This is a genomic window from Erythrobacter sp. NE805 (assembly GCF_046452355.1).
Classification (GTDB): Bacteria; Pseudomonadota; Alphaproteobacteria; order Sphingomonadales; family Sphingomonadaceae; genus Erythrobacter.
This window is the reverse complement of the sequence record NZ_JBKFDI010000004.1, coordinates 108500-123263: the sequence shown is the minus strand read 5'-3', so window position 1 is coordinate 123263 and position 14764 is coordinate 108500. Positions and strand designations below refer to the sequence as shown.

At 70.7% G+C, this 14764-nt stretch carries 13 protein-coding genes; 9 read left to right on the top strand and 4 right to left on the bottom strand.

Annotation, left to right across the window (positions count from 1 at the left end):
• Positions 1-2 precede the first annotated feature (2 nt).
• The 5 genes from ACLBKU_RS14665 to ACLBKU_RS14645 all read left to right on the top strand — a co-directional run bounded on the left by ACLBKU_RS14665 (position 3) and on the right by ACLBKU_RS14645 (position 6998).
• Positions 3-395 (top strand): DoxX family protein, encoded by a 393-nt coding sequence (locus tag ACLBKU_RS14665; RefSeq protein WP_410180299.1) that lies wholly within the window; start codon positions 3-5, stop codon positions 393-395.
• Complete coding sequence (locus tag ACLBKU_RS14660; protein ID WP_410180298.1) at positions 392-1066, top strand: DUF1275 family protein; 675 nt, start codon at positions 392-394, stop codon at positions 1064-1066. Before ACLBKU_RS14665 ends, ACLBKU_RS14660 begins: the two co-directional genes overlap by 4 nt.
• 100 nt (positions 1067-1166) lie before the next feature.
• A complete protein-coding gene (locus tag ACLBKU_RS14655) occupies positions 1167-2357 on the top strand; it encodes an efflux RND transporter periplasmic adaptor subunit (protein ID WP_410180297.1) in 1191 nt (396 codons plus the stop codon).
• A gap of 16 nt (positions 2358-2373) precedes the next feature.
• Positions 2374-5574 (top strand): efflux RND transporter permease subunit, encoded by a 3201-nt coding sequence (locus ACLBKU_RS14650; RefSeq protein ID WP_410180296.1) that lies wholly within the window; start codon positions 2374-2376, stop codon positions 5572-5574.
• The gene (locus tag ACLBKU_RS14645; RefSeq protein ID WP_410180295.1) at positions 5571-6998 is read left to right on the top strand and encodes an efflux transporter outer membrane subunit; all 1428 of its coding nucleotides are present in this window, start codon (positions 5571-5573) and stop codon (positions 6996-6998) included. Before ACLBKU_RS14650 ends, ACLBKU_RS14645 begins: the two co-directional genes overlap by 4 nt.
• A gap of 85 nt (positions 6999-7083) precedes the next feature.
• On the opposite strand, the gene ACLBKU_RS14640 is transcribed toward ACLBKU_RS14645, so the two are convergent.
• Entirely contained in the window at positions 7084-8094 is a 1011-nt protein-coding gene (locus ACLBKU_RS14640) for a fumarylacetoacetate hydrolase family protein (RefSeq protein WP_410180294.1), read from the bottom strand.
• Positions 8095-8238: 144 nt separating this feature from the next.
• Positions 8239-8976, bottom strand: coding sequence for an SDR family NAD(P)-dependent oxidoreductase (locus ACLBKU_RS14635; RefSeq protein ID WP_410180293.1), 738 nt, complete (start codon positions 8974-8976; stop codon positions 8239-8241).
• A 226-nt stretch (positions 8977-9202) separates the two neighbouring features.
• Between ACLBKU_RS14635 and ACLBKU_RS14630 the strand changes: the two genes are divergently transcribed.
• Genes ACLBKU_RS14630 through ACLBKU_RS14615 form a run of 4 tightly spaced genes read left to right on the top strand, consistent with a single transcriptional unit; the run spans position 9203 to position 13216 of the window.
• Positions 9203-11470: a TonB-dependent receptor gene (locus ACLBKU_RS14630; RefSeq protein WP_410180292.1), complete on the top strand. Its 2268-nt coding sequence runs from the start codon at positions 9203-9205 to the stop codon at positions 11468-11470.
• A complete protein-coding gene (locus ACLBKU_RS14625) occupies positions 11470-12327 on the top strand; it encodes an SDR family oxidoreductase (protein ID WP_410180291.1) in 858 nt (285 codons plus the stop codon). The genes ACLBKU_RS14630 and ACLBKU_RS14625 overlap by 1 nt, the downstream gene beginning before the upstream one ends.
• Positions 12324-12752, top strand: coding sequence for an organic hydroperoxide resistance protein (locus tag ACLBKU_RS14620; RefSeq protein ID WP_410180290.1), 429 nt, complete (start codon positions 12324-12326; stop codon positions 12750-12752). Before ACLBKU_RS14625 ends, ACLBKU_RS14620 begins: the two co-directional genes overlap by 4 nt.
• Positions 12749-13216 carry a nuclear transport factor 2 family protein gene (locus ACLBKU_RS14615; protein ID WP_410180289.1) on the top strand — a complete coding sequence of 156 codons (468 nt, stop codon included), beginning with the start codon at positions 12749-12751 and terminating at the stop codon, positions 13214-13216. Before ACLBKU_RS14620 ends, ACLBKU_RS14615 begins: the two co-directional genes overlap by 4 nt.
• A gap of 95 nt (positions 13217-13311) precedes the next feature.
• Here the strand turns inward: ACLBKU_RS14615 and ACLBKU_RS14610 are convergent, their stop codons facing one another.
• Both ACLBKU_RS14610 and ACLBKU_RS14605 read right to left on the bottom strand, forming a co-directional pair.
• The gene (locus ACLBKU_RS14610) at positions 13312-13665 is read right to left on the bottom strand and encodes a metal-sulfur cluster assembly factor (protein ID WP_410180288.1); all 354 of its coding nucleotides are present in this window, start codon (positions 13663-13665) and stop codon (positions 13312-13314) included.
• Entirely contained in the window at positions 13647-14726 is a 1080-nt protein-coding gene (locus ACLBKU_RS14605) for an amidohydrolase family protein (protein ID WP_410180287.1), read from the bottom strand. Before ACLBKU_RS14605 ends, ACLBKU_RS14610 begins: the two co-directional genes overlap by 19 nt.
• Positions 14727-14764 lie beyond the last annotated feature (38 nt).

Below are 14764 nucleotides of genomic sequence, written 5' to 3'. Positions count from 1 at the left end.
CGATGCCGGCGCTCCCTCCCGTCCTCCTCTGGCTCGCGCGGCTCGCGCTCGCCTCGCCCTTCCTGTTCAGCGGGATCACCAAGGCGCTCGACTTCGCCGGGGCGACCGGCGAGGTGCGCGCCCTCACCGGGCTGGAGCCCGCGGGGGTCTTCGCCGCCGCGGTGATCGCGGTGCAGCTCGGCGGGTCGGCGCTGCTGCTCGCGCGGGGCCGCGCGGTGTGGCTCGGTGCGGCGCTGCTCGCGGGCTTCACGCTCGCCGCGACACTGGTCGCGCACGATTTCTGGAACAAGCCCGCGGGCACGGCCTTGCGCGATGCGACGACCTTCCTCGAGCATGTCGGTCTGATCGCGGGGCTGGCGCTCGCCGCATACCTGTCGGGCGGGCGCAGGCCGTGAGCACCAACGAGTCCGGCGGGCTCCTGTCGCTCGCCACGCTGCTCGCCTTCCTCTCGGGCTTCGTCGACACCGCCGCCTTCATCCACATGCACGGGCTGTTCGTGGCCCACGTCACCGGCAACTTCGTGCTGCTCGGGGCGACGCTGGCCGGAGGGGGTTCGCTCGGGGCCGAAGCGCCCGAGGCGCTGCAACTCGCCGCGCTGCCGATCTTCTTCTTGGGCGCGATGCTCACCGGCGCCATCGCCCCGCGCCTTTCCGCCGCCCGCAGCCTGCCGGCGGTGCTGTGGAGCGCGGTGCTGCTGATGCTCGGCGTCGCGGGCGCAAGCGCCTGGGCGGGCGCGGGGCCGTGGGACGCGGCCTCGGCGGTGGTGCTGATCCTCGCGATGGGCATGCTCAACGCGGCGCACCGCCTCAACCCCGCGATGGGCCCGCCCTTCGCGCTGATGACCGGCAATGTCGCGCAGCTCGCGATCCGCGCCGCGCAGCTCCTCCACTTCGCCCCGCCCCCGGCTGAGACGGCCGCGAGCGGGCCCGAGGGCAAAATGCTGCGCGCGGTGCTGGGCTTTGCCGCGGGCTGCGCGGCCGGGGCGGCGGCGCAGGTCTGGCTCGGCCTCGCCGCGGTCGGCATCCCCGCGCTGCTGTTGGCGATCGGGCTCGCGCGGCGTGGCTGAGGCGCGGGAATTGCTGCACCTGCGCCATCCTTGCGCCGAAACGCGCATCCGTGCGTGCGCGACTCGAACCGTCATGATGATCGTGCATTGAAGGGCGACGATGGCAAAGACACGCAACCTGCTGATCGCCGCGGCGCTTTTCGGGAGCGCCGCCTGTTCCCAGCCCACGCCCCCCGCCCCGCCGCCGCCCACCGTCGCGGTCGCCGCGCCGCTCCAGCGCAGCATCACCGACTGGGACGACTATGTCGGCCGCTTCGAGGCGGTCGAGGACGTCGAGGTCGTGCCGCGTGTCTCGGGCAACGTCACCCGCATCGCCTTCCGCGAGGGGCTCGCGGTCGGCAAGGGTCAGGTGCTCTACGAGATCGACCCGCGCCCGTTCCGCGCCGCGCTCGCCCAGGCCGAGGCCGAGGTCGCGCGCGCCCGCGCCAATGCCGCCGTGGCGCGCAGCGAGCTCGCCCGCGCCGAGACGCTGCTTCCCGAGGAAGCGATCAGCAAGGAGCTGTTCGAACAGAAGCGCGCCGTCGCCCGCGCCGCCGAGGCGGCGCTGGCGGGCGCGCGCGCGACCGCCGAGGCGCGCCGGCTCGACCTCTCCTTCACCCAGGTCCGCGCCCCGGTCGCGGGTCGGGTCTCCGACCGCCGCGCCTCATTGGGCGACTACGTCACCGCCGGGCAGACCGTGCTCACCCGGGTCGTCTCGGTCGACCCGATCTGGTTCACCTTCGACGGGGCGGAGAGCTTCTACCTCAAGTATATCCGCCAGGACGCGAGCGGCGAGCGCAAGTCCTCGCGCTATGCCCCCAACCCGGTCGAAATACAGCTCGCCGACGAGGACGGCTACCGCTGGCGCGGGCGGATGGTGTTCGTCGACAACGCCCTCGACCCGCGCTCGGGCACGATCCGGGCGCGCGCCGAGGTTTCGAACCCCGAGGGCTTCCTCGTCCCCGGCCTGTTCGGCCGCGCGCGCCTGCTCGGCTCGGGGGCCTATACCGGGCTGCTCGTCCCCGACGAGGCGGTGATCACCGACCAGACCCGCCGCGCGGTGTTCGTGCTCGGCAAGGACAACAAGGTCGAGATGCGCAATGTCGAGCTCGGGCCGATGGTCGAGGGCCTCCGGGTGATCCGCAGCGGGATCAAGCCGGGCGACAAGGTGGTGCTCGACGGCCTCGCCCGGCTCCAGCCCGGCGCGGTGGTGACGCCCAAGGCGGGCTCGATCCGCCCACGCGCCAAGAATGCCGCGCCGGTCGCGCTGCCGGTCAACGCGCCGCCGCCTGCCGAAGCCAAGTCGCAGTAAGGCGGGGTCCAGCGCGATGACCTTCCCGCACTTCTTCATCAACCGCCCGATCTTCGCGGCGGTGCTCTCGATCCTGATCGTTATCGTCGGCGCGATCGCCTACCCGACCCTGCCGGTCGCGCAATATCCCGAGATCGCGCCGCCGACCGTGGTCGTCTCGGCGAGCTTCCCCGGCGCTTCGGCCGAGACGCTCGCGGAGACCGTCGCCGCGCCGCTCGAGGAGCAGATCAACGGGGTCGAGGACATGCTCTACATGTCCTCTTCCTCGACCGGCGACGGGAACGTCTCGATCACGGTGACCTTCGCGCAGGGGACCGATGTCGACCAGGCGCAGGTGCTGGTGCAGAACCGCGTCTCGACTGCCGAGCCGCGCCTGCCCGAGGAGGTGCGGCGCCTCGGCGTCACGGTGCGCAAGAACTCGCCCGACCTGCTGCTGGTCGCGACCTTGATCTCGCCCGACAACCGCTACAACCAGCAATACCTGTCGAACTACGCGACGCTCCAGCTCGTGGACCGGCTGAGCCGCGTCGAGGGTGTCGGATCGGTGCGGATTTTCGGCGGGCGCGACTATTCGATGCGCGTCTGGATCGACCCCGACCGGGCGACCGCGCTCGATCTCGACGCGGCCGAGATCGTCGCCGCGGTGCGCGCGCAGAACGTCCAGGTCGCCGCCGGGGCGATCGGCCAGCCGCCCTACAACACCGGCGGGACCGCCTTCCAGCTCAACATCCAGACGCAGGGGCGGCTGGTCACGGTCGAGGAGTTCGGCGGGATCATCGTCAAGCGCTTCGACGACGGGCGCCTGATCCGCCTGCGCGACGTGGCACGGATCGAACTGGGCGCGCAGGATTACAGCGTCAACGCCTTCAATTCGGGCAAGCCCACCGTCGCGGTGGTGGTCTCGCAGCTCCCCGGCTCGAACGCGCTCGCCACCGCCGAGGCGGTCCGGGGCGAGCTCGAGACGGCGAAGCGCGACTTTCCCCCGGGGCTCGATTACGCGATCCCCTATGCGCCCACGACCTATATCGAGGCCTCGATCGCGGCGGTCGAGGACACGCTGGTCGAGGCGATCGTGCTGGTCGCGCTGGTGGTGCTGGTGTTCCTCCAGAGCTGGCGCGCGGCGCTGGTGCCGATCATCGCCATCCCGGTTTCGCTGATCGGCTCCTTCGCCTTCCTCGCCGCCTTCGGCTTCAGCCTCAACAACCTCTCGCTGTTCGGCCTCGTGCTCGCCATCGGGATCGTGGTCGACGACGCGATCGTGGTGGTCGAGAACGTCGAGCGCGTGATGGAGGAGGAGGGCCTCTCCCCGCGCGAGGCCGCGCACCGGACGATGGACGAGGTCTCGGGCGCGCTGATCGCGATTGCGCTGGTGCTGATCGGGGTGTTCCTGCCGACCAGCTTCATCCCCGGCATCTCGGGCCAGTTCTACCGCCAGTTCGCGCTCACCATCATGAGCGCGACGGCGATCTCGGCCTTCGTCTCGCTGACCCTCTCGCCCGCGCTCGCCGCGCTGCTGCTCAAGCCCAAGGCCCACGCCGACACCCCGCCCGCCCCCGGCTGGCGCGGCTGGGGGACGCGCTTCGCGCGCGGGTTCAACCGCGGTTTCGACCGGCTCTCGAACCGCTACGGCCGCTTCTCCGCGCGCGCGGTCAGGATGCTCGCGATCGTCGGAATCGCCTATGGCGCGCTGATCGGCCTCACCGTCTGGCGCTTCGCCGAGACGCCGACCGGCTTCATCCCGGCGCAGGACCAGGGCTACCTCATCGCGGTCCTCCAGATGCCGCCGGGCACCTCGCTCGAGCGCACCACCGAGGCGCTCGAGAAGGCGCAGGCGATCGCGCTCGCCAACCCGGCGACCGCCAGCACCGTCGCCTTCGGCGGCTTCGACGGGGCGACCTTCACCAACGCGCCCAACGCGGCGGCGATGTTCATCTCGCTGAAGCCCAAGGACCAGCGCCCCGGCGCCAACCAGCTCTTGGGCGAACTCAACGGCGCGCTCCAGTCGATCACCGCCGGCAACATCTTCGTCATCCCGCCGCCCCCCGTCTCGGGGATCGGCACCGGCGGGGGCTTCAAGATGATGCTCGAGGACCGCGGCGGGGCGGGCTACCAGGCGCTCGAGACGGTCGCCTTCACGATGATGATGAAGGCCAATCAGGCGCCCGGCGTCGGCGGGGCCTTCACCACCTTCAACACCCGCACCCCGCGCCTCTATGCCGACATCGACCGCGAGCGCGCGGAGCAATTGGGCGTCCCGCTCGAGAACGTCTTCGCGACGCTCGCGACCTATCTCGGCTCGACCTACGTTAACGATTTCAACCTGCTGGGCCGCACCTTCCGGGTCACTGCGCAGGCCGACGCGCCGTTCCGCGAGAGCGCGGCGGACATCCTGCGGCTGCGCGTGCGCTCCGACAGCGGGGCGATGGTGCCGCTCGGCGCCTTCGTGACGATCCGCAACGAGGGCGGCCCCTACCGCGTGGTGCGCTACAACCTCTATCCGGCGGCCGAGCTCCAGGGGAACACCCTCCCCGGCTTCTCCTCGGGCCAGTCATTGGGCACGATGGAGAAGCTCGCCGAGGAGACCCTGCCGCAGGGCTTCGCCTTCGACTGGACCGAGCTCGCCTTCGAGCAGAAGCAGGCGGGCAACACCGGGACGGTCGCCTTCGCGCTTGCTGTGGTGTTCGTGTTCCTGCTGCTCGCCGCGCAATACGAGAGCCTCGTGCTGCCGCTGGCGGTGATCCTGATCGTGCCGATGTGCCTCCTGGCGGCGCTGCTCGGGGTGGGTGCGATGCGGCTCGACAACAACATCCTCACCCAGATCGGGCTCGTCGTGCTGATCGGGCTCGCGGCGAAGAACGCGATCCTGATCGTCGAGTTCGCACGGCAGAACGAGGACAACGGGATGGAACTGCGGCAGGCCGCGCAGGAGGCGGCGAAGCTGCGCCTGCGGCCGATTTTGATGACCTCGATCGCCTTCATCCTCGGGGTGCTGCCGCTGGTGCTGGGCCAGGGACCGGGCTCGGAAATGCGCCAGGCCTTGGGCGTCGCGGTGTTCTTCGGCATGCTCGGGGTGACGATCTTCGGGCTGATCTTCACGCCCGCCTTCTACGTCATCGCGCGGCTGTTTGGCGACTGGGTGGGCAAGCGGGTGAAGCGCCGCAAGTCCGGCGAGCCGCTGCCGCCGCCCGCCACTCCCGAGCTGGAGCCGGGCGCATGAGCGCGCGCGCCCTCGCCCCGCTCGCCGCCGCGCTGATGCTTTCGGCCTGCGCGGTGGGCCCGGACTACGTCGTCCCGCCCTCGCCCGGCGGCACTGCGCCGAAGCTCACCGAGGCGGACGCGGCGACCACCGCGCCGACGCCGCTCCCGCCGCAATGGTGGCGGCTGTTCGGCGATCCTGTGCTCGACGGTCTCGTCACCCGCGCTCTGGAGCGCAACACCGACCTGCGGGTCGCTGCCGCCAACCTCCAGCGCGCCCGCGCGCTCACCTCCGAGGCGCGCGCCGGGCGCCTGCCATCGACCACGCTCAACGCGCAATACGTGCGCCAGCGCTTCGGCGGGCAGGTGTTCAATTCGATCGGCAACGTGCCGGTCGTCACCACCGACTTCTTCACCACCGGCGTCGACGCAAGCTACGAGGTCGACCTGTTCGGCGGGGTGAGCCGCGCGGTGCGCGCCGCGATTGCCGACGAGCAGGCCGCCCGCGCGCAGGTGGAGGCCGCGCGGGTGGCGGTCGCCGCCGAGGTCGCGCAGACCTATGCGCAGGGGTGCGCGCTCGCGGTGCGGGTGCGGACCGCCGAGGAGACCGCGACCCTCGCGCGCCGCTCGCTCGGCCTCGTAGAGACGACCACCAAAGCCGGGTACACCGACCGGCGCGACCTTGCCGCGGCGCGCACCGCACTCGCTCAGGCCGAGGCGGCGCTGCCGCAGCTCGTCGCCGAGCGGCGCGCTTCGCTCTACGCGCTCGCCTTCCTCACCGGCGACCCGCCCGAGGAGGTTTCCGAACCGGCCGCCGCCTGTGCCGCGGTGCCGGGCCTCGCCGCGCCGCTGCCGGTCGGCGACGGGCAGGCGCTGCTCGCGCGCCGCCCCGACATCCGCGTCGCCGAGCGCCAGCTCGCCCGCGACACCGAGCGGGTCGGCGTCGCCATCGCGGCGCTCTATCCCCAAATCCGCCTGCTCGGCACCCCCTCGCTCGGCGCGGCGCGGGTCGGCGATCTCGGCTCGGCGGCGAGCTTTGGCTTCTCGATCGGCCCTGCGATCAGCTGGAACTTCCCCTTCAACGGCGCCGCCCGGGCGCGGGTGCGCGCGGCGCGGGCCGACACCGAGGCTTCGCTCGCGCGCTTCGATGCGGCGGTGCTCGTGGCGCTGCAGGAGACCGAGCAGGCGCTCGCCCGCCTTACAGGCGCGCTCGCGGCCGAGGCGCGGCTGCGCGAGGCGGCGGATGCGGCGCGGGAGACCTCGCGGCTCACCGAGCTGCGCTTCAAGGCGGGGAGCGATGATGCGCTGCGGCTGATCGAGGCGCAGCGGCAATGGCGCGCCGCCGAGGCCGCCTATGCCGAGGCCGCCGGGGCGCGGGCGGCGGCGCAGGTGAGCGTGTTCCGGGCGCTCGGCGGCGGATGGGAGGCCGAGGCGCCGGCTGGCTGATTGCGCGATGTTTCACGTGAAACACCGCTGCGGGCGGGGGTTTAGGTGGGGTCTAGAGGGGGTGTAACAAGGGTCTAAAGGGGGTCTAGACCGCGATGACGTGCTGCTCGATGGCCCCGAAGATCGAGTGGTTCGCGGCGTCGCGCATCTCGATCCGCACAGAGTCGCCCGGCTGCATGAACGGGGTGCTCGGCTGGCCATCGCGGATCGTCTCGATCATGCGGATCTCGGCGATGCAGGAATAGCCCGCGCCGCCCTCGGCGACCGGCGTTCCGGGGCCGCCGTCGGCGCCCTTGTTCGAGACCGTGCCGGTGCCGATGATCGTCCCCGCGCCGAGGTTGCGGGTCTTCGCCGCGTGCGCCACCAGCTGCGCGAGGTTGAAGGTCGCGTCGACTCCGGCGTTGGCGCGGCCGAAGGGCTGACCGTTGAGGTCGACCATCAGCGGCAGGTGGATCAGCGCGTCCTGCCACGCATCGCCCAGCTCGTCCGGCGTCACCGCGACCGGCGAGAAGGCGCTCGCGGGCTTGGACTGGAAGAAGCCGAAGCCCTTCTCGAGTTCCGCGGGGATCAGGCCCCTGAGGCTCACGTCGTTGACCAGCATCAGCAGCCGGATCTGCGCGGCGGCCTCCTCGACCGAGCACCCCATCGGCACATCGCCGGTGATGCACGCGATCTCGCCCTCCATGTCGCAGCCCCATGCGGGGTCGCCCAAGGGAATGTCCTGCCGCGGCCGGAGGAAGGAGTCCGAGCCGCCCTGATACATCAGCGGATCGGAGTAGAAGCTCTCCGGCACCTTCGCGCCGCGCGCCTGCCGGACGAGTTCGACGTGGTTGATGTAAGCGCTGCCGTCGGCCCACTGATAGGCGCGCGGGAGCGGGGAGTGCGCCTGCCGCTCGTGGAACCGCTCGCACGGCACCGCCTCGTGCTCGACGTCGCGGGCGAGCACCTCGAGCTCGGGCGCGATCCGGTCCCAGTCGTCGAGCGCGGCCTGGAGCGTGGGCGCGATATAGCCCGCCGCCGAGCAGCGGGTGAGGTCCTTGCTGACCACCACCAGCCGCCCGTCGCGCGTGCCGTTGTCGAGGGTTGCGAGTTTCATGTGCGGTCCGTCCTTGTCTTCTTGTTCGTCATCGCGAGCCGCAGGCGAAGCGATCCATGGCCCGAGTTCGCCGCTCGGCGCGAGGGCAGTCCATGGATTGCCGCGTCGCCTTCGGCTCCTCGCAATGACGAGGAAGAAGCAAAGTCACCGCGCCGACAGCCCCCCATCGACCGCCAGCGTGTGGCCGGTCACGAAGCTCGCCTTGTCGGAGAGAAGCCATGCCGCCGCCTCGGCGATCTCCTCGGGGCGGGCGATGCGGCCCATCGGGTGCGCGCTCGCGGCGGCGGCGGCGAAGTCGGGGTTGGCGACGAAGCCGCGCTCGGTGAGCATCGGCGTCGCCACCGCGCCGGGCAGCACGGCATTGACCCGGATCGCCAGCATGGCCCCCTCGAGCGCCGCCGAGCGCGTCAGGCCGACGACCGCATGCTTCGAGGCCGAATAGGCCGCCATGCCCGCCGCGCCGAGCCAGCCCATCACGCTCGACGTGTTGACGATCGCCCCGCCGCCGTTCGCCTGCAATGCGGGCAGTTCGGCCTTGAGGCAGTTCCACAGCCCCCGCACGTTGACGGCGACAACCTTGTCGAATTCCTCGTCGGGATAGTCGGTGACCGGCAGGAGCGCCCCGCCCGCACCCTCGATCCCGGCATTGTTGAAGGCGCCGTCGAGCGCGGGGAAGCGCGCGATCACCTCGGCGAGCGCGCCCGGATCGGTGATGTCGCAGGCGCAGCTGTGCGCGCCCGGCAATCCGTCCGCGACCGCGCGCACCGCCTCGTCGCGGTCGACCAGCATCAATGTCGCGCCATAGCCCGCGAAGATCCGCGCGGCGGCGAGCCCGATCCCGCTCGCCGCGCCGGTGACGATGATATTGCGACCCTCCAGCATTGTCCAAGTCCCTCTGCCCTATCGCGAACCTGCTTGCACCGACCCGCGCGCCAAGGCTCATGAATAGGCCGCGCCGCGCGATAACATCGGGTGGCATCGCACTTGTATTCATCGCCCCATGCCTGAAATTCACTTCATCTCACCCGCCCCGCCACCGAAGCTTGCCGACACGCAGCGAATGCGGGCCCAAGGGCCGGGTGCAGGCGCGCGACCAGGGGAGAACGAGATGAACCGCGCACACCACATGATTGCCGCGCTGACCGCCGGTCTGATGGCGACCACGGCGATGCCCGCTGTCGCCCAGGACGCCGCGCCCGCGGCCGGCGAGGAGGACACCGGGGCCCCCGTCGGCGACATCATCGTCACCGCCGAACGCCGCGCGAGCAACCTTCAGGAAACGCCGCTCGCCGTGACCGCGGTGACCGGCGAGACGCTCCAGGCCGCCGGCATCGGCGTCATCAACGACGTCGCCGCATCCGTGCCCAACCTCACCTCGACGACCGGGCCGCAGGGCTCCGCCGACGCCAACTTCTTCGTGCGCGGGGTCGGCCAGTTCGACTTCATCATCACCAACGACCCCGGCGTCGGCCTCTATGTCGACGGCGTCTATCTCGGCCGCACCGTGGGGGCGATGCTCGATAGCGGCGACATCGAGCGGGTCGAGGTGCTGCGCGGGCCGCAGGGCACGCTGTTCGGGCGCAACACGCTGGGCGGCGCGATCAACATCGTCTCGCGCCAGCCCGATCCCTCGGGCTTCTCGGGGAGCGCCAGCGCGCTCTACGGCAGCCGCGACCGGATCGAGTTCACCGGCGCGGTCAACGCCCCGATCGGCGCGGACAGCGCGGTGCGCGTCTCGGGCTTCTTCCGCGAGCAGGACGGCTTTGCGCGGAACGCGGCGACCGGCGAGCGCTTCGGCGCGACCGACCGCTACGGCGGGCGCGCGCAGGTCCGCCTCGGGCTGACCGAGACCCTCACGGTGGACCTCTCGGCCGACTACTCGCTCGACAAGTCGAACCCCGCGCCTTCGGTGACCCGCGCGATCGTGCCCGCGCCCTTCTTCCCGCCCGCGGCGCTGGGTGACGTCTTCGATCCCGACAACTTCTACCGCGTCTACGCCTCGAACAGCCCCGAGGCGAGGAACGAGACCTGGGGCTTTTCGGGGACGGTTAGCCTCGAGCTGGGCGATGCGACGATCAAGTCGATCACCGCCTACCGCGAGCTCGACAGCTTTTCGACCTCGGACCCCGACGGCACGCGCTTCCGGCTCTACGATCAGGACGTGACGACGAGGCAGAACCAGTTCAGCCAGGAATTGCAGATTTCGGGCGAGGCCTTCGGGGGGAGCCTCGACTACCTGCTCGGCGGCTATTTCTTCCGCGAGGAGGCGGAGCAGGTCTTGGCGCTGTGCTTCGCCCCGATCAGCGATCCGGGCGCGCAGCCCTTCGCCGCGTGCAACACCTGGACGCAGGGGAACGACCAGACCACCAAGAGCTACGCCGTCTTCGGACAGGCGCGCTACGAGGTGGCGGGCGGGCTCTCCTTCACCCTCGGCGGGCGCTACACCTGGGACAAGAAGGACATCGTCTCGAACCAGTTCTTCGACTTCCGTCCGCAGGCGGTGGGCCCGGGCGCGATCGCGGGCTTCGGCCTGCCCCAGGCGCTGCTCGGGCAGCGGATCGTGCTGCCGATCGTCACCGACCTTGCCGACAGCGTCTCCTTCGAGGAGTTCACGCCCAAGGTGGGAATCGAGTACCGGGTCAATTCCGACGCCTTCCTGTTCGCCTCCTATTCCAAGGGCTTCCGCGCCGGGGGCTTCAACGGCCGGCTGATCCGCCCGCAGGCGAGCGTCCCGGCCTATGCGCCCGATACCAACGACACCTACGAGGCGGGCTTCAAGACCGACTGGCTGGACGGGCGCCTGCGCGTCAACGGGACGCTGTTCTACTCGAAATACAAGGACATCCAGCAGACCATCGTCGATCCGCAGGTGCAGTTCCGGGTGGCGAACGCGGGGGACGCGACGCTGAAGGGCTTCGAGCTCGAGACGGTGATCGTGCCCACCGACGGCTTCCGGATCGACGCCGCGGTGGGCTACACCGACAGCGAATTCGAGAACGTGCCGGCGACGGTCGGCGACATCAACGGCAACCGCCTGCCCTTCAGCCCCGAGTTCACCGTCAGCCTCGCCGCGCAATACGACATCGCGACGAGCTTCGGCACCCTCACCCCGCGGGTCGACTACCGGCTGCAATCCGAGGTGTTCTTCACCGCCTTCAACCTCCCGCTGGAGCGCCAGGAGAGCTACGGCCTCCTCAACGCCCGCCTCACCTGGACCGACCCGGACGAGCGCTTCACCCTTGCGGTCTACGGGCAGAACCTCACCAAGGAGGAATATTTCACCTTCGGCCAGGACGCGCTGGCGACGCAGGGGGTGGCCTATAGCTACCTTGGCCGGCCGCGCGAGTTCGGTGTGACGGCGGGAGTGAAGTTCTGATGGCGGGCCGCCGTGTCCTGGTGATCGGCGGGACGGGCAAGATCGGCCGCCCGCTGACCGCCCTGCTGCGGGAGCGCGGGGCCGAGGCGGTGGTGCTCGCCCGCGGGCCCGGGCCGGGCGGCATCGCGCTCGACACCGCCGATGCTGCCGGGCTCGAGGCCGCCGCGCGCGGCTTCGATGCGGCCTTCCTGACGACCCCGCTCGGGCCGGAGGAAGCCGCGATCGGCACCGCCGCGGTCGCCGCGCTCCGGCGGGCCGGCGTCTCGCGCATCGTCTATATCGGCATCCACAATCTCGAGGCGATGCAGGCGATCCCGCACTTCGCGGCCAAGATCCCGGTCAAGGCGGCGGTGCTCGAATGCGAGGGCGGCACGGTGCTCCAGCCCAATTTCTTCTTCCAGAACGACCTCCTCGCGCTCCCCGCGATTGTCCACGGCGGCATCTATCCCATGCCGATCGGGAGCGCCGGGGTGTGGAGCCTCGACGCCGCCGACATCGCGCTCGCCGCCTCCAATGCGCTCATCGATGGGAAGGGGCTCGGCGCGGCGGTCAACCTGTGCGGGCCCGAGGCGCTGACCGGCCCCGCCTACGCCGCCAACTGGTCCGCCGCGCTCGGGCGGCCGGTGATCTACCCCGGCGACGACATCGCCCCCTTCCTCGGCGCGATGGAGCAGGCCATACCGGGCTTCGGTGACTGGGAGCGCGAGGATTTCCGGCTGATGATGGAAGTGACGCAAACGCTCGGCTGCCCCGCGACCGGGGCCGACCACGCCGCCACCCGCGCCATCCTCGGCCGCGCGCCCCGTTCGCACCGTGACTTCATTGCCGACGCCCTCAAGGAGGAGACCCCCGCATGAAACCCCTCTACACCGCCACCGCCACCGCTTCCGGAGGCCGCAACGGCCATGTCGAATCCGACGACCGCCTCGTCAGCCTCGACCTCGCGATCCCCAAGCCGATGGGCGGCCCGGGCGGCGGGAGCAATCCCGAACAGCTCTTCGCCGCGGGCTATGCCGCCTGCTTCCATTCGGCGATGCAGTTCGTCGCCGGGCAGTCGAAAACCGACGTCAGCGGCTCCTCGGTGACCGGCCACGTCAGCATCGGCACCCGCGACGACGGCCCGGGCTTCGGCCTCGCGGTGCACCACGAGGTGAACCTCCCCACCCTCTCGCAATCCGACGCCGAGGCGCTGGTCGCCAAGGCGCACGAGGTGTGCCCCTATTCGAACGCCACCCGCGGCAATGTCGAGGTGCGCTTCACCGTCGCCGGAGGCGCGGCATGAGCGAGATGGGCTACACCGCCGCGCTCGCGGCCGAGCATGACGACGTCCCGCCGATGCGCGCCTTCACGCAAGCCGATCACCCCAACGCGATCATGCTCTACGAGGCGCACAACGCCTTCAAGGCGGGCGATGCCGAGGCGCTGTTCTCGAGGATGGCGGACGATGTCGCGTGGCATATGCCGGGCGACAACTGCCTCGCCGGGACCTATGTCGGGCGCGAGGAGATCCTCAGGAACTTCGCGATGCTCCAGGAGGCGGTCGACGCCTACTGGGCGCACCCGCTCGACTATTTCGGCAGCGACGACCACGTCGTGCTCATCGCCGAGGTCCGCGCCCGCAAGGGCGACCGCACGCTCAGGACGAAGGAGGCGATGACCTGGCGGATCGAGGACGGCAAGCTCAAGGAATGCTGGCACATGTGCCTCGAGCCCGAGAAGTGGGACGCGTTTTTCGTGAAGGGGTGAAGTCGTCGGCCCGCACTTGATGCGGGCCTTGGCTTCCTTTTTTTCGCTCAGCCAGAAGAAGCCAAGCCCCGTGTCAAGCACGGGGCGACGGCGCTCTAGGGGGCAACCCGCTCCCGCCACGCCTGCGGGCGCCCGCGCATCGGCACGGCAGCCGCCTGCATCAGCTCGGGCGTCCACACGAAGTCGGTGTCGATCACCGTCACCACCCGCTCGACGCCCAGCAGCCCGGCAAGATCGCGCTCCGCGGCCTGCGCGAAGTGCGGGGCCATCGTGCAGCCCGCGAAGGTGACGCAGAAGGTCACCGTCAGCGTCCCCCCGTGGAGCGTCCAGCCGCGCACCAGCCCCATGTCGAGCACCGAGACCGGCCGCCCCGCCGCCACCGAGCACGGATCGTGTATCCGCGCCAGCACCGCGCGGACCTCATCCTCGATCACATCGCCTGCCAGCACGACCACGGCTCCTTCAGCTCCACCCCGTCGAACTCGTCGCCCTGCTGCCGCGCGCGCCAGTCCGCGATGTCGAGGCCGATCATCCGGGCATAGTTGCCGCCAAGGATCATCCGCCTCACCGCCTCGTCGATCTGCGGAATGCCGTGGCGCTCGAGTGTCGCCGCCTCGAAGCGGAAGTCCCAGAACAGCTTGAGCAGGTGCTGCGGATGGACCACGGTGCAGCCCGTCGACCACAGGATCTTCTCCGGCCCGCCCCACTGCATCAAGAGCGCAAGCGCCGCCGCGAAGCGCCCGGGCGCCTGCCACAGCATCGCCGTCGTCGTCTCGAGGTTCGCATAGACGTTCGGGAAGCGCCCGATCGCCATTGCGGTCTCCTCGATGAAGGCCATGCCGGAGTGGACGATCTCGAAGGCCATGTCGGGGAAGGCGTCGGCGGCCTCTTCGAAATCCTCGCCGATCCGGTAGGGGGCGAGCGGGACCGAGCCGTTGGGGAGCGCCTTGTGGATCGCGATGCTCTTCAGCCCCAGCGCCCGCGCGCGCTCGATCAGGCGCAGCACCGTGTCGTCGGTGGCGAGCCAGCGGCGATAGGGGTCCATCTGGTGCGGGTAGAGCTTCACCCCGACCGCGCCCGGCGTGTCGGCGACCTGCCGCTCGAGGTCCTCGAGCACCGCGGAGGCCTCCTGCGTCGGATCGAGGCCGACATAGCCGAGCACCCGCGTCGGCCAGCGGGTGGTCATCTCGACCGTCTTCCACTCGGCCGCGAAGCCGTCCCTGAACCAGGTGTCGAGCCGCAGCGTGTGGGTCGCCGCGAGGCTGGTCTGGCTCTCCGCGAAGATCGTGCGCACCAGCGCCTCGGGGGCCATGTCGGTCATGTAGGTCCCTTGCGGGCACAGCGCCTCGCGAGGGCTGAGCATCGCGTGAAGCCCGTAGGACATCTGGTAGAGCTGCTCGCCATACTTGCTCGCGACATTGTCGGCCGCAAGGTTCAGCGCGTGGATCACCGGATCGATGACGAAGACGTCGTCCGGCAGGTTGGGCAGGTGGGCGTAGGGTGCGGGCATGGGCTCTCCTCGGCCCCTCTTATGCCGCGAGCGCGCCG